Annotated in this window: 13 protein-coding genes and 1 other RNA gene; 5 read left to right on the top strand and 9 right to left on the bottom strand. The window is 50.0% G+C overall.

Translation table 11 applies throughout. The annotated features are described in order from the left end of the window. Nucleotides 1-15: 15 nt before the first annotated feature. The gene (locus ACTHUM_RS01665) at nt 16-1,926 is read right to left on the bottom strand and encodes an alpha-amylase family protein (RefSeq protein ID WP_440361166.1); all 1,911 of its coding nucleotides are present in this window, start codon (nt 1,924-1,926) and stop codon (nt 16-18) included. Nucleotides 1,927-2,590: 664 nt separating this feature from the next. Between ACTHUM_RS01665 and ACTHUM_RS01660 the strand changes: the two genes are divergently transcribed. The 3 genes from ACTHUM_RS01660 to ACTHUM_RS01650 are packed head-to-tail and all read left to right on the top strand — an operon-like array spanning nt 2,591 to nt 5,519. Then, nucleotides 2,591-3,370, top strand: a complete 780-nt coding sequence (locus ACTHUM_RS01660) for a (Fe-S)-binding protein (protein ID WP_049344813.1) — start codon at nt 2,591-2,593, stop codon at nt 3,368-3,370. Beyond that, nucleotides 3,367-4,068 carry a LutC/YkgG family protein gene (locus ACTHUM_RS01655; RefSeq protein WP_049344814.1) on the top strand — a complete coding sequence of 234 codons (702 nt, stop codon included), beginning with the start codon at nt 3,367-3,369 and terminating at the stop codon, nt 4,066-4,068. Before ACTHUM_RS01660 ends, ACTHUM_RS01655 begins: the two co-directional genes overlap by 4 nt. After that, nucleotides 4,065-5,519 (top strand): LutB/LldF family L-lactate oxidation iron-sulfur protein, encoded by a 1,455-nt coding sequence (locus ACTHUM_RS01650; protein WP_049344815.1) that lies wholly within the window; start codon nt 4,065-4,067, stop codon nt 5,517-5,519. Before ACTHUM_RS01655 ends, ACTHUM_RS01650 begins: the two co-directional genes overlap by 4 nt. A 187-nt stretch (nt 5,520-5,706) precedes the next feature. Here ACTHUM_RS01650 and ACTHUM_RS01645 read toward each other — a convergent pair whose 3' ends face one another. Beyond that, nucleotides 5,707-9,540 carry a DUF3683 domain-containing protein gene (locus ACTHUM_RS01645; protein ID WP_049336118.1) on the bottom strand — a complete coding sequence of 1,278 codons (3,834 nt, stop codon included), beginning with the start codon at nt 9,538-9,540 and terminating at the stop codon, nt 5,707-5,709. 260 nt (nt 9,541-9,800) lie between these two features. Between ACTHUM_RS01645 and ffs the strand changes: the two genes are divergently transcribed. Next, nucleotides 9,801-9,897, top strand: an RNA gene (gene ffs, locus ACTHUM_RS01640) — signal recognition particle sRNA small type. A gap of 117 nt (nt 9,898-10,014) precedes the next feature. On the opposite strand, the gene ACTHUM_RS01635 is transcribed toward ffs, so the two are convergent. The 4 genes from ACTHUM_RS01635 to ACTHUM_RS01620 form a co-directional block, all read right to left on the bottom strand. Beyond that, entirely contained in the window at nt 10,015-11,232 is a 1,218-nt protein-coding gene (locus ACTHUM_RS01635; protein ID WP_003679234.1) for a uracil-xanthine permease family protein, read from the bottom strand. 167 nt (nt 11,233-11,399) lie between these two features. Further along, nucleotides 11,400-11,711, bottom strand: a complete 312-nt coding sequence (locus ACTHUM_RS01630) for a hypothetical protein (RefSeq protein WP_004520589.1) — start codon at nt 11,709-11,711, stop codon at nt 11,400-11,402. A gap of 62 nt (nt 11,712-11,773) precedes the next feature. Further along, nucleotides 11,774-12,412 carry a hypothetical protein gene (locus ACTHUM_RS01625; RefSeq protein WP_004520588.1) on the bottom strand — a complete coding sequence of 213 codons (639 nt, stop codon included), beginning with the start codon at nt 12,410-12,412 and terminating at the stop codon, nt 11,774-11,776. Further along, the gene (locus ACTHUM_RS01620; RefSeq protein ID WP_004520587.1) at nt 12,412-13,674 is read right to left on the bottom strand and encodes a multifunctional CCA addition/repair protein; all 1,263 of its coding nucleotides are present in this window, start codon (nt 13,672-13,674) and stop codon (nt 12,412-12,414) included. Before ACTHUM_RS01620 ends, ACTHUM_RS01625 begins: the two co-directional genes overlap by 1 nt. A gap of 192 nt (nt 13,675-13,866) precedes the next feature. On the opposite strand from ACTHUM_RS01620, the gene ung reads away from it, so the two are divergent. Continuing rightward, entirely contained in the window at nt 13,867-14,526 is a 660-nt protein-coding gene (gene ung, locus ACTHUM_RS01615) for a uracil-DNA glycosylase (RefSeq protein WP_049336116.1), read from the top strand. A gap of 54 nt (nt 14,527-14,580) precedes the next feature. Here ung and ACTHUM_RS01610 read toward each other — a convergent pair whose 3' ends face one another. From ACTHUM_RS01610 to cysT, 3 genes are all read right to left on the bottom strand, one after another. Beyond that, nucleotides 14,581-15,654: a sulfate/molybdate ABC transporter ATP-binding protein gene (locus tag ACTHUM_RS01610; protein ID WP_049336114.1), complete on the bottom strand. Its 1,074-nt coding sequence runs from the start codon at nt 15,652-15,654 to the stop codon at nt 14,581-14,583. Continuing rightward, complete coding sequence (gene cysW, locus ACTHUM_RS01605; protein WP_049336112.1) at nt 15,651-16,511, bottom strand: sulfate ABC transporter permease subunit CysW; 861 nt, start codon at nt 16,509-16,511, stop codon at nt 15,651-15,653. The genes ACTHUM_RS01610 and cysW overlap by 4 nt, the downstream gene beginning before the upstream one ends. An 84-nt stretch (nt 16,512-16,595) precedes the next feature. After that, complete coding sequence (gene cysT, locus ACTHUM_RS01600) at nt 16,596-17,432, bottom strand: sulfate ABC transporter permease subunit CysT (protein WP_003683475.1); 837 nt, start codon at nt 17,430-17,432, stop codon at nt 16,596-16,598. Nucleotides 17,433-17,518 lie beyond the last annotated feature (86 nt).

The following is a 17,518-nucleotide window of genomic DNA, read 5'->3' as shown; positions in this document are numbered from 1 at the left end:
TATCAAAATTTCGGCTTATGCAATTTCAAGCCACATGACTTGATAGGGTTGCAGTACCAAATCCTGATTCAGGGAAACGGTTTGACCGCTGATCAAATCGTGTGCTTTAAACGGCATGGCTTGCAGCGTATGCGCACTGATGGTTTGCGGATGTTCGCTGAAGTTGCCGAATGCCAATAGTGCGTTGTTGCGCATATAGCCGATGATGTGTTTGTTGTTGGTATTGAAGGTAACCAACTTGCCGCCGTCAAAGCGCGGATTGCTTTGGCGAATGGCAATCATATGGCGCAAACCTTGGAAGATTTGACCGGCAGTGGTCGAGCTGTCATGGCGTTGGTTGTACAACTCTTCATTATAACGAGGACGGTGTGCCCAGCGGCTGTCGTCGCTCTTATTGCTGTCTTGCGACCAGTCGTCATCGTTGAGCGTACCCACTTCGTCACCCAAGTAAATCAGCGGCAGACCGCCGGTACTCAGAGCGATGCTGTACAAAAGTTTGATGCGGTCAACGGCATACGGGTCATTTTGAGCCAAACCAACCAATGCTGCGGCTGTACCGCTGACACGGCAGTCGCCAGTGTTGGGGTTGTATTGGAACGGTACACCGCGCGCGAAGCTGCCGTCAAAATGGTTGACGAAGAAGCGGTTGAGGAATTGTCGGTGGTCGTAGCCGTGGATGCCGAACTGCCATGCGTCCTCATCCGCAAAGGTCCAGCCGATGTCGTCATGGCTGCGGACGTAGTTGACCCATGCAGTGTGGTCGGGCAGGTTGTGGCGGTAGGTCAGTGCCTGATGGAGCAGGTTGACTTCGCGCGTGGCGAGGGTGTTCCACAACAATGCCATTTGCAGAGGGTTGTAGCCGATTTGACATTCGTCTTGGCTGATGTATTGGACAACTTGGTCAGGGTGGACGATGGCTTCGGATTTGAAGAACACGGCTGGCGCTGCGATACGCATTACAGAGTTAAACGCGCGAATCAGGGCGTGTGCCTGAGGCAGGTTTTCGCAGCTTGTGCCCATTTGCTTCCAAATAAAGGCAACGGCATCCATGCGCAGAATATCAACGCCCAAGTTGGCAAGGAACATCATTTCGCCTGCCATGGCACGGAATACCCACGGGTTGCTGTAATTTAAGTCCCATTGGAAGGAGTTGAACGTCGTCCATACCCAGCGTCCGTCTTCCAGTTGGGAGAAGCCGCCCGGATGTTGGTCAGGGAAGATTTCACGCAGGGTGCGGTCGTATTGGTCGGGCATCCAGCGGTCAGGGAAAATATAGTAGAAGTTGTCGTAGAGTGGATCGCCGGCAGCGCAGCGTTTTGCCCATTCGTGTTCGTTGGAAGTGTGGTTGAAGATGAAATCGACAACGGCGGAAATGCCTGCTTCGTGCAAGGCGGCAATGACATCGCGCAAGTCGTCTATTGTACCCAGTGCTGGATTGACATCGCGGTAGCTGCTGACCGCATAGCCGCCGTCGCTTTTGCCTTCAGGGCATTTAAACAGGGGCATCAGGTGTAGATAGGTCAGGCCCAATTCTTGGAAATAAGGGATTTTGGCTTTCAACCCTTGCAGATCGCCTGCGAACAAATCGACGTAGCACACGCCGCCAACCTGTTTGTTGGACAAAATCCAGTCAGGATCGTTTTCTCGCGCGATATCAATATCTTTTAAAGATGCGTTGCGTTGGGAATAGCTTTGCCATGCTTGGGCAATCAGTTGCTCCAGCATAGGGAGGACGGCTTCGTTGTTGTTGTATACGTTGTCCAGCTCATGCATCAGTTTTGGGAAGTGTTCCTCAAGTCGTCTGTCAAACTGTTTCCAGTCTTCAGATGTCTCGATGCTTGCACGCTGTTCGGGGGTATAAATCGATAGGGTGCGTTCTTTAAGGTGATGCAAGGTCAAATCAACCTGTTGAGTCTGGGTCAACATAATGCCTACTCTGAAATTAAGGTGAAATTGTTTTGAAGCTTGGTTTCACTTCTTTTACAAATCCATGCCGATTGTGGGCGGCTAAGACTGTAATTTTGCGTCAAGAGACTGTCTCAATGATACTGGAAGTGCTTGAGTGTGCATAGAGTTTTCAAGGTTAAGAAGGATGATTTTTCAAGTGTTTGATTTTGATTAAAAGTAAGGTTGAGCATATGGAAAGCGGCCTTTTGACGAACTTATCTTTCAGACGACCTGAGTCTTGTGAGAAAAACTTTTATTTTTATTATCTTAGACATCTTTTTATTCAGATATGGCCGTCTGAAACATATGTACAGCATAATGGGTCGCTTATTTTGTTTAAAAATGAGTCATAGAGATTAAGTTCATGACTTCTGATGTAAATCAAGATTCTATAAAGAGGCAGTTATTGTGTTTTAAATAGAGAGAATGTACGAGCTTCATTCATTAAAAAATGAATCCATCAGTTTTCTTATTGATAGTGGTTATTATGTAGATTATCAAGTTAATAAGGAAAAGGTGTTTGTCTGGTTTGTCATGCTTTTTTAATATTATTTTTTAAAATTAGACTTGACCCATTACAAGCAATTACTTAAAGTATCCATCTTATTTTTACACAAGAAAACGGGTTGTCCCGTTCTAAAAAATGAGCGCAATCAAACCACCACAAATCACTGTATTCGACAGCAAGCCAACCGATGCTTATTTCTTCGGTACTTGCGTTCTCGACCTTTTCATGCCTGAAGCAGGCATGGATGCCATTACTTTAATCGAACAACAGGGTATCCGTGTCCATTATCCAATGGAGCAAAGCTGCTGCGGTCAACCGGCCTATTCGTCAGGCCATCCTAAAGAAGCCTTTGATGTTGCCAAAGCGCAACTGGATTTATTCCCTGAAAATTGGCCGATTGTCGTGCCTTCCGGTTCTTGCGGCGGCATGATGAAACACCACTGGCCGACTTTGTTCAAAGGTACCGAGTACGAGCAAAAAGCCATTGATTGCGCCAATCGTATCATTGAATTTACCCACTTCCTGCTGGCGATTGGTTACAAACCTGAAGATAAAGGCGAGCCGGTTAAAGTGGCTGTTCATACTTCCTGCGCGGCGCGTCGCGAGATGAATGTACATTTGTCAGGCTGGCAGTTGATCGACGGCATGGAAAATGTTGAACGTATCGTTCACGACCATGAAAGCGAGTGCTGCGGTTTTGGCGGTACATTCTCTGTGAAACAAGCCGATATTTCCGGAGCGATGGTAACCGACAAAGTTGCCGCGCTGAAAGAAACCGGCGCAACTGAAATCATCAGCGCGGACTGCGGTTGCATGATGAATATTGGCGGCAAAATCGCTAAAGACGAACCCAATATGCCACGTCCGAAACATATTGCATCTTTCCTGTTGGAACGCACCGGAGGTAAAGCATGAGCGCGCGCGAAAATATTTTAGCGAAATTGAAAAAAGCCGATGCCTTGCCGATGGAAGAACCGCCGGTTTTCGATTATTACCGTGAAATGGGTGTTTCTTGGGCAAACGATGTCGAACGCTTGAAACATTGGGCGGCTGCCATGCGTGCCGTCAAAACTGAAATCTATTGGGTTACCAAATCCAACTGGCCGCAAGTATTCCGTCAAGCCGCCGAAGGCAAGGGCTTGAAAAACATTCTGCTTCCATTGGAAACAGAACATGGTCAGCTGGCCCGTGCAGCTTTGGCCGATACCGATATTGAACCGCGTGGTTTTGAGCGAAAAATCGACGACTGGAAAAACGAATTCTTTACCGATATTGAGGCTGGTTTTAGCGGCTCTAAATGCGGTATTGCCCGTACCGGTACGATTATGCTGGAGTCCAGTCCTGTCGAGCCACGCAGCCTGAGTTTGGTTCCGCCTGTGCATTTCTGCTTGTTTGACACCAGCAAAATGTACAACGAATTACATAATGCTGTTGAAGGCGAAAAACTGGTAGAAAAAGGCATGCCTACCAACGTTATTTTGATTTCCGGCCCGTCTAAGACTGCTGATATTCAATTGACTTTGGCCTATGGTGCACACGGCCCGCGCGATTTGGTGGTTTTGGCCGTTCTGCCTGATCACATTTCCCCTGCCGATTTGGAGGAAAAAGCATGAGTTCCCAAACCATTAAATTCCATATGAAGCCGGAAACGTTCAAGCAAAACGCCGCGATTTCTTTGCAAGACAAACCTTTGCGTAAAAGCTTGCGCACAGCGATGGACATGCTGATGACCAAGCGCAAAGCCGTTTTGACAGATGAAGAAGAGCTGCAAAGCCTGCGTGACTTGTGTGAGCATGTCCGTCAACGTTCGTTGTCCAAATTGCCTGCATTATTGGAACAGCTGGAAGAAAACCTGACCAAGTTGGGCGTTAAAGTCCACTGGGCAGAAACACCTGCCGAAGCCTGCCAAATCATTCACAACATCATTACCGATAAAAACGGTAAGCTGATGGTGAAAGGCAAATCTATGGTCAGCGAAGAGATTGAGCTGAACCATTATCTGCAAGATCAAGGCATCAAAGCGATTGAGAGCGACTTGGGCGAGTTTATCGTTCAAATGGCCGGCGAGAAACCAACCCATATCGTGATGCCTGCCATTCATAAAACCAAAGAGCAGGTTAGCGAGCTTTTCCATCAAAACCTCGGCACTCCATTAACAGATGATGTAGACCAGTTGACTGGATTTGCGCGTAAAGCATTGCGCGATATTTACAGCACTGCCGATGTCGGTTTGAGCGGTGTGAACTTTGCCGTTGCTGAAACGGGCACTTTGTGTCTGGTCGAAAATGAAGGCAACGGCCGCTTGAGTACCACTGTACCGCCTGTGCACATCGCCATTACCGGTATTGAAAAAGTGGTTGCGAAGCTGTCGGATGTTCCGCCTTTGTACAGCCTGCTGCCACGCTCCGCCATCGGTCAGAACATTACCACTTATTTTAATATGATTACCGGTCCTCGCCGTAGCGAAGAGCTGGACGGCCCTCAAGAAATGCACTTGGTACTGCTTGATAACGGCCGTAGTCAAGCGTATGCAGAAGATCAAATGCGCCGTACCTTGCAATGTATCCGTTGCGGTGCGTGTATGAACCACTGTCCGGTTTATACCCGTATCGGTGGCGCGGCCTACGGTACGACTTATCCCGGCCCGATTGGCGAGATTATCTCTCCGCATTTGTTAGGCTTGGATGCGACACGCGATCTGCCGACTGCATGTACCATGTGTGGCGCCTGTGTTGAGGTTTGTCCGGTACGCATTCCGATTACCGAACAAATGCAACGTCTGCGTGTTGAAGCGCAACGTTCGCCAACAGAAACCGTTCCTCATCCTATCCGTGGTCAAGGCGCATCGCATACCTTCGGCGAGCAAATGGCGTGGCGTACGTTTAACGGCATTTTCAGCGGCAGTAAGGCTTATCGAGCATTCGGCTGGGCTGCTACCAAATTCCGTGCATTGACGCCAAGCAAGCAGTTAAGCTGGACCAATAACCATGTTCCGATGAAACCTGCCAAGCAAACATTGCATGAGATGATGGCAGAAAGAAAACGTCAGCAAGAAAAAGCATAAGACTTGAAAATAAAACCTGGGGGATAAAAGCCTCAAGTTTTATTTTTTATTGAATACTGCTGGTGTAGCATCGCTATTTGTAAAGGCATTTGATTTGATTATTGTATTTTGATTCTTTTGAATAAAAAGGCCGTCTGAAAGATTTTCAGACGGCCTTTATTACATCCAAAAGTTTTTGTCTAAGTCCTTAGAGCAATACTTTTTCTACACCGCCGTTATTGGCTTTTTTTACAAACTCATCCAGCCAGTTTTCGCCGAGGATGTGTTTCGCCATTTCGATGACAATGTAGTCGGCAGGCATATTGTTGTCGTCGGCGTAGCGGCTCAGGCCTTGCAGGCAGGCTGGGCAGGAGGTAAGCATTTTGACGGGTTCGCCCTGAGGCAGCTCTTTGAGGTTTTTCTCAATTTCCTCTTGTTTGCGGAACTTGACCTGAGTGGCAATGTCGGGTCGTTTGACGGCAAACATACCGGACTCGCCGCAGCAGCGGTCGCTTAAGACGACTTTCTGTCCCATCAGGCTGCTGGCCATTTGGGTGGCATTCATGGTTTTGATCGGGGTATGGCAAGGGTCGTGGTAGAGGTATTGCTGACCTTGTACGCCGTTTAGCTGCACACCTTTTTCAAGCAGATATTCATGGATGTCGATGATACGGCAGCCTGGGAAGATTTCTTCAAAACGGTATTTTTCCAGTTGGTCGTAGCAGGTACCGCAACTGACGACGACGGTTTTAATGTCGAGGTAGTTGAGGGTGTTCGCCATACGGTGGAAAGCCACGCGGTTGTTGGTGCTCATTTCTTCGGCTTTAGCCTTATTTCCGCCTGCGTCTTGCGGATAGCCGCAACACATATAGCCCGGCGGCAGGACGGTTTGTACGCCGACATGCCAGAGCATGGCTTGAACGGCTAGTCCGATTTGGCTGAACAGGCGCTCAGAGCCGCAGCCGGGGAAGTAGAACACGGCTTCGGCATCTTCCGGAGAAGCCGGATTGCGGATGATAGGAATACTCTTGTCGTCTTCTATACCCAGCATGGAGCGTGGAGTTTTAGCAGGCACGCTTTTCGGCAAAGGACGGTTGATGAAGTGGATAACCTGTTCTTTGATTGAGGCGGTACCGACGGTGGCTTTCGGTTCGGCTTTTTGCTTTTTAGTGCCAATCGGAAGAAGCTTGCCGATTTTGTAGGCAAAGTTTTGCGCTGGGAAGCCGGTCTGTATCATGGCGGCGCGAAGGGCTTTAATGGTTTTCGGGCCTGTGGCGTTCAAAAATGCCATACCCATTGAAGCTGCAGGCGCAAAGCGTTTGTGGCCGGAATCGGCAAGGTAGTTGCGGACGGCTACGGTAACGTCGCCAAAGTCGATGTTGACAGGGCAGGGCTTAACGCAGCGGTGGCACACGGTGCAGTGGTCGCCGATGTCCATCAGTTCTTCAAAATGCTTGACGGAAACGCCGCGACGGGTTTGTTCTTCGTATAAGAAGGCTTCGGTCAGTAAGCCCACACCGAGGATTTTGTTGCGGGGGCTATACAGTAGGTTGGCACGCGGAACATGAGTAGAGCAAACAGGTTTGCATTTGCCGCAGCGCAGGCAGTCTTTGACGGAATCGGCGATGGTGCCGAGGTCTGATTTTTCCATAATCAGCGATTCCGCACCCAAAAGCTCGAAAGACGGCGTATAGGCGTTGCGCAGGTCCGAGCCTTTCATCAGTTTGTGACGGTTGAAGGTGTGTTTGGGATCGACTTGGTTTTTGTAATTCCAAAACGGTTGCAAATCTTCATCTGTCAGGAATTCGAGCTTGGTAATGCCGATGCCGTGTTCGCCGGAAATTACGCCGCCGAGCGAACGGGCGATTTTCATGATGCGTTCCACAGAACGGTAGGCCGTCTGAAGCATTTCGGCATCGTCTGAGTTAACCGGAATATTGGTGTGAACGTTACCGTCGCCGGCGTGCATATGCAGGGCGACGAAGACGCGGCTGCGTACGGTTTTGGCGTGGATTTTGCCCAAGCCTTGGATAATTTTGGTATCTGTTTTGCCGCTGAAGATTTCAGAAAGCGGCTTCATTACGTCCGCTTTGACAGACACGCGCAGGCGGAAATCGCGGAAGGCAATAAAGCAGCTTTCATTGTTTTTGGCTTCGGGCGCAGCGTGGACGGCTGCGCCATAGCGTGCTTTATAGTCGGCAAGCGGCGCGTCTAAGTTAGCAAGCAGCCATTCCCAACGCGCTTTGACAGCGGAAACGTGGGCTAGGGCGTGTTTGCCGCGTTCGCCCAATAGTTCGGCGGTTGGCAGGTCTGTTCCCATTTTGTCGATGGGGAGTTTGCCGGACAGATATTGCTCTAAGGCGGCACAGAGTTTGAGTTTGTTTTGAATGGAAAGCTCAATGTTGATGCGCTCGATGCCGTCTGAATACTCACCGAGCCGCTCCAGCGGAATCACTACGTCTTCGTTGATTTTAAAGGCGTTGGTATGTTTGGCGATGGCGGCGGTGCGGCTGCGGTCAAGCCAGAAGGTTTTGCGCGCTTCTGGAGATATGGCGATAAAGCCTTCGCCGTCGCGGGCGCGGGCAAGTTTGCAGATGTGTTCGGCGGCTGCCTGTACGGCGGCTTCGTCATCGGAAACCACGTCTGCCAGCAAGACCATTTTAGGTCGGCCTTTACCTGCCGCTTTGGTGGCATAACCGACGGCGCGGACGTAACGCCAGTCTAAATGCTCCAAACCCGCCAGCCGAACGCTTTCATGGGTAAGCAGGAAATCGCGGATTTCGACGATGGAAGGCGTTGCGGTGGCGACTGTACCGAAAAATTCCATACATACAGTACGCGTGTATTTCGGCATTTTGTGCAATACGAAGGCGACGCTGGTGATGATGCCGTCTGTGCCTTCTTTCTGCACGCCGGGCAGACCGCTCAAGAATTTGTCGGTAACGTCTTTGCCCAAACCGACTTTGCGGAATTTGTGGCCGGGGATTTCCAAGCGTTTGGTATTGACGATATTGCGGCCGTCTGAATCCAACGTATGTACATCAAACAAGGCGATTTCTTCATCGTGGATTTTGCCAAAATTGTGGCGAACGCGTTCGATACGCAACCATTCGCCTTGAGGGTTGATCATGTTCCAGTAGGCGAGGTTGTCCAAGGCAGTACCCCACAGCACAGCTTTTTTGCCACCTGCATTCATCGCCACATTACCGCCCACGCAAGACGCATCGGCGGAAGTCGGATCAACGGCAAACACCAAACCCGCCTGATGCGCGGTTTCTTCCACCCGGCGGGTTACTACGCCTGCGCCACAATGGATAATCGGATGTCTGCCGTCCAAGCCTGCCAGCTCAACATATTCGACGCCGCGATGCTTGTCGAGTTTTTCGGTATTGATGACTGCGCTGTTTGCGTCTAAAGGTACTGCGCCACCAGTGTAGCCGGTACCGCCACCGCGTGGGATAATGACCAAGTCCAACTCAATTAAAGCGCGCACCAAAGGCGCGATCTCTGCCTCGGTATCAGGATTAACGACAACAAACGGATACTCCACGCGCCAGTCAGTCGCATCGGTAACGTGCGTTACTCGAGCCAATCCGTCAAACATAATATTGTGCGGCTTGGTAATTTTGCTTAAGCGATCCAAAATTTGATGGCGTTTTTGGCTGGTTTCATCAAAACTGCTATCAAAACGCTCGACTGCTTTTTCTGCTGCTGCAACCAAGACATCCACTTGCCGATTATCGTCGCGGCGTTTGCGGATTTCATTTAAGCGGTGGCGCATTTCCCGCACCAGCGCGGCGCGGCGTTTCGGATGCTCCAGCAAATCATCGACCAGATACGGATTACGCACGACCACCCAAATATCGCCCAATACTTCAAACAGCATTCGTGCCGAACGTCCTGTTTTGCGTTGACCGCGCAGGTCTTGCAGGATTTGCCACGCTTCGTTGCCCAACAGTCGGATGACGATTTCGCGGTCGGTATAAGAAGTATAGTTATAGGGAATTTCTCGAATACGCTGAGGGGCAGTAGTCGTGGTCATGGTCGTGTTCCGTTGATGGATGTAATGTTTTTATATTAAAGGCCGTCTGAAAAATGCAATTTCTTCTTGATGGCGTAAAGTGTTAATGTAGTGTAATTTTCGATATTTTTCAACGGAAAAGACAATAAACATTTCAATGGGAATGATTTTCAACTAGGTAATATTGTTTACAATCTTGTCATGTAAATGATTTTCAGACGGCCTGACAGATTTTATCGCTTGAGTTTTTCTGTAAAACCGCTATAATGCGTTTCTTCTATGGCGGGTCTCCCCGCATGGTAATTCGGAACACCGGGTCAGGGGCGGAAGCCAGCAGCCCACTCTGATGAGCCAGTGCCGGGGGTTCGGCTCGCCACCTTATTCAAAAATGCCGGAGATGGTTAAGTCTCCGGCATTTTTCATTGTATAAAGCGTAATAAAAAGGCCGTCTGAAATCTCATTTTCAGACGGCCTTTGAGTTTATGAGCCAGCTATTTATGCTTCTTCTGATTTTGTATTGGGCAAAACGCAGTTCAGGATAATGGCCAATACGGCGCATAAACCTACACCGGCGAAGCTCAAAGTACCTACTTTGATAATCATGCCGCCGATACCTGTCGTCAATACGGAACTGACGATAACCAGATTTTTCGGCTGCATCAAATCGACTTTCGCATCAATCAATGTTTTGATGCCCAAAGAGGCGATTGTACCGAACAGCAGCAACATAATGCCGCCCATAACCGGCATAGGAATCGAAGCCAAAAACGCGTTGAACTTACCGAAAAATGCCATGAAAATCGCAAAAATTGCCGCCCAAGTCATGATAACGGGGTTGCTGTTTTTGGTAATCATCACCGCGCCGGTCACTTCACCGTAAGTGGTCACAGGCGGGCCGCCGATCAAACCGGCCACGCACACGCCCAAGCCGTCGCCGGCGAGGGTTTTGTCCAAGCCCGGGTCTTTAGTGTAGTTTTTGCCGGTTACATTACCGATGGCCATAATGCCGCCGATGTGTTCGATGGCCGGGGCGATGGCAACGGGCAACATAAACAAGGCAGCCTGCCAGTTGACTTGAGGCGTTTCAAAATGAGGGACGGCAAACCAAGGAGCGTTGATGATGGCGCTGGTATCGACCAAGCCCATGATCAAAGCCAACACATAGCCTGAAGCCACGCCGATCAGAATCGGAATCAGCTTCATCATTTTGCTGCCGAAGACAGAAACAATGACGGTTACCGCAAAGGTAAAGCCGGACAGAATCAGCGAGTCGATATAGTCGATGACCTGTTTTCCATCCGCCTGACCCATGGCCATGCTGCTGGCTGCAGCGGCCACGGACAAACCGATTACCATAATCACCGGACCGATAACCACGGGCGGCAACAGCTTGTGTACCGCATCTAGACCGCGCCATCTAATTAGCGCGGCAAAGACAAAGTACATGAAACCTGCCGCAAACAGGCCGAACATGGTAGAAGGCAGGCCCCATTCGCCGATGGAGTAGATAATCGGTGCAATAAAGGCAAAAGAAGAGCCGAGGAAAATCGGCACTTTACGTTTGGTAACCAATTGGAACAACAAAGTGCCCAAGCCTGCGCCCAATAATGCCAAAGCCGGGTTCAGTCCCGTCAGAAGCGGCACAAGCACCATGGCACCGAATGCGACAAACAAAATCTGCGCACCGGCTACCGCCGTTTTAAGCTGATTCATAAAAGCTCCGAAGAAAATTCAAATGGCGCAGATTATACTGATTTATCCTAATTGTGAACATTTATTTACAAAAGGCCGTCTGAACATATGTAACGATGACACCTGTTCAGACGGCCTTATTCGATAGCGAATTGTTAATAACTTATCAAAATCGATTAGGAAAATTTTCAGCCGCGTGTTTCGCGCCAAACCAAATAATCGCGCAGGGGTGGCATGGGCGGATTGATGCAGTGCGGACAGATGCCGGTTGTGTCTTCATCGTCGCTGTCGATATGGTAGTCGTTTGGATCGAAGCGCACCTGCTGCATCACAGCTTGCGCCAATGCTTGTTCCTGTACGACATCAAATTCAAATTTTTCCAAAATCTCATTCAATAGGCAGATTTCGCCGTCGCTGAAAGATTCGCTGTGTTTGACAATGAGGCGTTGATAATCTTTATTGCTGATTTTTTCGTGAAGTAAATTGGTCTGGATAGTCATGATTTTATTGTTGAAATAAGATGGTTAAGGTGCGGATTATAGCGGATATCGTGTCGGCTGTTTCAAAGGGCGTCTTTAAGTTGACGGGCTTTGGCGAATGTGGGGATAAATCTGTTCAATTCAATATTGACTGCCTGAAAATCGCGGCTATCAAAAAAATCGCCGATACGTATGGTTTTTCCCTGATAATCGAAAGACCATGCACCTTGTACACATTTTTGGATACGTAAAATATTGGGGACATTGTGAATTTTTCGTTTCATACCATTTTGGTAGAGGTTTTCGTTTGGCAACCTCTGTTTCCTTCCTTGTGCAACAGGAGCTTGGGGAATATGGTCACGAGAATGCCATTCGGAGATTTCTGACAACGGGAAACTACGCCAACGCCCAATGGAAAACAAGGTATAACCATGAGACAGCGTATGGTTACGGATCTTGATGTTTTCACGTCCGAAAAGTTGCCAAAGAAGGCCGTAAACAAGTGAACCGACTAAGTAGAAAGTAAAAAGTAAAGGGATGAGAATGGCTTCTAAATTAGTGAAATAGTGCTCTTCAAGGTAAAACGGCGCGATGCATGTAAGAACAAAGGAAAACATAAGAAATACCGCGGTAAAACCGATTTCCTGCGAGTCATGTACAACACGAGCAGATACGGCAATGCCGTCGGGCATGCGTTCGATTTTATAACGCGAAGATGCCATCAATAGCCTCCTATTTTTTCAGCCTGATACGCTTTTTGCAGCGGCCTAATTTGCGCCAAGCGGGCATGATCGATTTGTTCGGCAATTAAATGGGCTTTGCCTTGTGCGCGGCACTCGGCGGCAATTTTGCCTGCATCTACTTGATTGGCGGCCTCAAGTAAGGCCAGCCAGTGTTCACGTTGCGGATAAGGCGTGTTTTCAAGATTCAGACGGCCTTGTTTGTCGGCCACGCAGACGTTTAAGGCCGTCTGAAAACGTTCGGGGCGGCGGAATGCGTCGGTTTTTTTCAAAACATTCAAAATAGTTTTACTTTTGAACTGCCCGACTTGATGGAGCATGATGTGCCAACGGCAGACGAGTTCGGCAAGCTCGGCGCAGTGTTTGGGCGCGCGCAGGCGTTGATTGACTTCGCGGACGGGTTCGACGCCGTTAAGGTCGTGTCCGTAGTGTTTCGGCAGTATATCGGCCGGTGTTTTTGCCTTGCCCAAGTCGTGCAATAAGGCAGCATAGCGTTCAGCGAGGGACAGGTTCATCTCGGCGGCTCGTTGTACAACCATCAGCGTATGAATACCGCTGTCGATTTCGGGATGATAGTCGGCGCGTTGCGGTACGCCGAAAAGGGCATCGACTTCTGGCAGTAAAACTTTGAGTGCGCCGCATTCGCGCAAAACTTCAATCATTCGGCGCGGATTTTTCTCCATCAAGCCTTTGGCCAATTCCTGCCAGACACGTTCGGCAACCAAGGCATCCGCTTCGCCGTTTTCTACCATTTGCCGCATCAGCGACATGGTTTCATCGGCAATTTGAAAACCATAACGCGCGGCAAAACGGGCGATACGCAAAATCCGCACAGGGTCTTCGGCAAAGGCAGGCGAAACGTGGCGCAGGATGCCGGCCGCCAAATCTTGTTGTCCGCCAAAAGGATCGATGATCGTGCCGTCTGAATCCTGAGCCATGGAATTGATGGTCAGGTCGCGGCGCATTAGGTCTTGTTCCAGCGTAACGTCTTTATCGGCATGAAAACTGAATCCGGCATAGCCTTTGGCAGTTTTACGCTCGGTACGGGCGAGGGCGTATTCTTCGTGGCTGTCCGGGTGGAGAAAGACGGGAAAATCCTTGCCAACAGGTTGATAGCCTTGAGCCAACATGGTTTGCGCATCTGCACCGACGACTACCCAGTCGCGGTCTTTGACGGGCAGGCCTAAAAGATGGTCGCGGACAGCGCCGCCGACAAGATAGGTTTTGATGGTTTGTGTATTCATATAAAAATCGAACGATATAAAAAGGCCGTCTGAAAAGCCGTATTGGGTTTTCAGACGGCCTGAGTCAGAACGCTATTATGACGCTTTAGGTTTGTTGCTGTCGATAATCTTCAGTCCTGCGGCGACAACAAACCATATCGTTATGCGGCATATCCTTTATAATAAGCCCATTCAAATACGGAGCGGCAAATAATGCAGACTTGGCACGAGGCAATTGGTGCGGAAAAAGAAAAGGCGTATTTTCAAACGATTTTGGAGAAGGTGCGCCATGAAAGGCAGGCGGGGATAACCGTTTATCCGCCCGAGCGCGATGTATTCAATGCCTTTCGGACGACTGAATTCGGAAATGTAAAGGTAGTGATTTTAGGGCAAGACCCGTATCACGGTGCGGGTCAGGCGCATGGTTTGGCGTTTTCCGTCCAGCCTGAAATTGCGGTGCCGCCGTCGCTGGTCAATATTTATAAAGAGTTGGCGACGGATATTGAGGGTTTTCAGATTCCGCAACACGGCTATTTGCAGCATTGGGCGGAACAGGGCGTGTTGCTGTTGAACACGGTATTGACTGTCCGTGCCGGTTCAGCGCATTCCCATGCGACTTTTGGCTGGGAGGCGTTTACCGATGAAGTCATCCGACAATTGGATAAGGAACGCGAGCATTTAGTCTTTATGCTGTGGGGCAGCCATGCGCAGAAGAAAGGCGCGTTTATCGACCGCAATCGCCATTTGGTGCTGACCGCGCCGCACCCTTCGCCTTTATCGGCATATCGCGGCTTTTTTGGCTGCAAACATTTTTCGCAGGCAAACGCTTATTTGCAGGCACATGGTTTAGAGCCGATTGATTGGCAGGTTTAAATAAGATGAAAGGCCGTCTGAAAGCAGATTTTCAGACGGCCTTATGCTTTAGTCTCAAATCGAATATTCAATCAGCTCGTTTTGAGAAAAGACATAAACCTGTTTCGGAATCAGCCTCAATTCTTTGCCTTCGGCGATTTGGTAACGCGCGGCATCGCTGCCTGCCAGCGTGATATGCACGTCTTGTTTGTCGTGTTTTACCACAATATGCGTCAATGCGCCGACGGCGTGGATTTTTTCGATTTTGGCGCGGATCATCGGGGTTTCGTTTTCGGCGGCAAGCTGCCATTCGTGCGGACGGATGTAGCCGATAGCGGTTTGTTCCTGCCATTTGTAGTGCGTGTCCAATTTCCACGCGAAGCCGTTGTAATGCCAGATGCCTTTTTCGATTCTGCCTTCGAAGGCGTCGGTTTCGCCGAGAAATTCGGTAACGAAGGCGTTTTCAGGTTTGCGGTAAATGGCTTCGGCACTGCCGGTTTGCTCGATTTTGCCGTGGTTCATGACGACGATTTCGTCGGAAACTTCAAGGGCTTCTTCTTGGTCGTGCGTCACCAGAATGCTGGTTACGCCTAGGTTGTGATGGATGTCGCGCAGCCAGGTGCGCAATTCTTTGCGCACTTTGGCATCCAGCGCGCCGAAGGGTTCGTCCAAGAGCAGAAGTTTGGGTTCGACGGCGAGGGCGCGGGCGAGGGCGATGCGTTGGCGTTGGCCGCCGGAGAGCTGGTGCGGATAGGATTTGGCGAGTTGGGAAAGCTGCACGAGTTTGAGCAATTCTTCGACTTTGGCGCGGATTTGTTCTTTGGACGGGCGTTCGGACTTGGGCAATACGGTCAAACCGAAGGCGACGTTGTCAAACACGTTCATGTGGCGGAAGAGGGCGTAGTGTTGGAATACGAAGCCGACTTTGCGCTCGCGCACATGCTTGGCGGTTACGTCTTGGCCGTCAAAGAGAATTTGGCCGCCATCGGCGTTTTCCAGTCCGGCGATAATGCGCAGGAGCGTGGTTTTGCCGCAGCCGGATGGGCCGAGCAGGGAAACGAGTTTGCCGGTGGGGACGTTGAGGTTGATGTTTTTCAGCGCGTGGAACGCTCCGAAGTGTTTGTTTAGATTTTGAATAGTAATGCTCATGCTGCGTTCCTTTCAGCGGCGGCGAGTTTTTTGTCTTGTAATTTTGTGATGATGTTTTGCACCAGCAATGTGGCCAAGGCTAAAAGTGCCAATACGCCGGAGAGGGCGAATGCGCCGGTGAAGTTGTATTCGTTGTAGAAGATTTCAACCAAAAGCGGGATGGTGTTGGTTTCGCCGCGGATGTGTCCCGATACCACGCTGACCGCGCCGAATTCGCCCATCGCGCGGGCGTTGGTGAGGATGATGCCGTAGAGCAGCGCCCATTTGATGTTGGGTAGGGTAACGCGCCAAAACATCTGCCAGCCGCTTGCGCCGAGTATTAGCGCGGCCTGTTCTTCGCTGTCGCCCTGCGCCTGCATTAAAGGAATGATTTCGCGCGCGACAAAGGGGAAGGTAACGAACAGCGTCGCCAAAATAATGCCGGGGATGGCGAAGATAATCTGTATGCCTTGCGCTTCAAGCCAGCCGCCCAATGCCGTATGCGTGCCGAACAATAAGACGAACATCAAACCGGCCACCACGGGCGATACGGAAAACGGCAAATCGAGCAGGGTGGTCAGCAACTGCTTGCCGCGAAAGTCGAAACGGGTCAACAGCCACGCCATCGCCACACCCAATACGGCATTGATAGGAACAACAATCAGAGCGGTAATCAGGGTTAATTTGATGGCAGACCATGCTTCGGGATCGGTCAAGGATTGCAGGTATAAATCCCAACCGCCTTTTAAGGCCTCGTAGAATACGGCAACCAAAGGCACGACCAGCATCAGCAGCAGAAAGCCCAAGGCGGTAGCAGTCAGCAATACGCGCAGCCAACGCGGTTCGCTCAGGTTTGGATTGGTAGAATGGGTTTTCATGTTAGTGAAGTCTCTATTTATTCTTGTATCCGTTTAGGCCGTCTAAAAAATGTTTGCTTGATGTTTCAGACGGCCTATTGTTTGTTAAACCTTCGCTCCGGCACGGCGGCTCAAAGTCCATTGCATAATGTTTAAAATCAGCAGGATGACAAACGAAATCATCAGCATAAACAGAGCAACGGCAGACGCGCCCTGAGCATCGTATTGCTCCAGTTTGCCGGTAATAATCAAGGGCAGGATTTCAGACACCATCGGAATATTGCCCGCGATGAAAATGACCGAGCCGTATTCGCCGGTAGAGCGGGCAAACATCATGCCTGCACCGGTCAACAAGGCCGGTGTGATTTCAGGCAAGAGAACACGGCGGAACGTAGTCCAACGGCTTGCGCCCAAAGTTGCCGCTGCTTCTTCATACTCGCCCGACAATTCTTCCAATACCGGTTGTACGGCGCGGACGATAAAGGGCAGGCTGACGACAATCAGCGCAATCCAAATACCGATGGGCGTAAAGGCGATTTTGATACCCAAAGGCTCGAAAAAACGGCCTATCCAGCCATTGGGCGCATACAGGGTTGCCAACGCAATGCCTGTTACCGCTGTCGGCAGCGCAAACGGCAAATCGACCAAAGCGTTTACCAACCCTTTGCCCGGAAATTCATAGCGCACCAATACCCAGGCGACCAACGTGCCGAACACGATATTGGTTAACATCGCATAAAACGACATCCGCAAGCTCAGCCAGACGGCCGCCAAGACATTGGGTTCGGTAATCGTGTTCCAAAATCCGCTCCAGCCGATTTCTGCTGCTTTGGCCGCCATCATCGCAAACGGCAAAACCACCAAAAGCGACAGGCATAAAACCGTCAAACCCAAACTGAGCTTGAAACCCGGCAATACAGAAGGCGTTTTGAGTAACAACATAATGGCAACCGTCAGAATTTAATACACGCTTACTTTAACAAGGCAGTCTGAAAACTGGAAAGAATGCTTTGTTTGGTATAAAGACG

Source organism: Neisseria sp. P0021.S006 (genome assembly GCF_051956895.1).
This window is presented reverse-complemented; position numbering and strand designations above follow the sequence as displayed.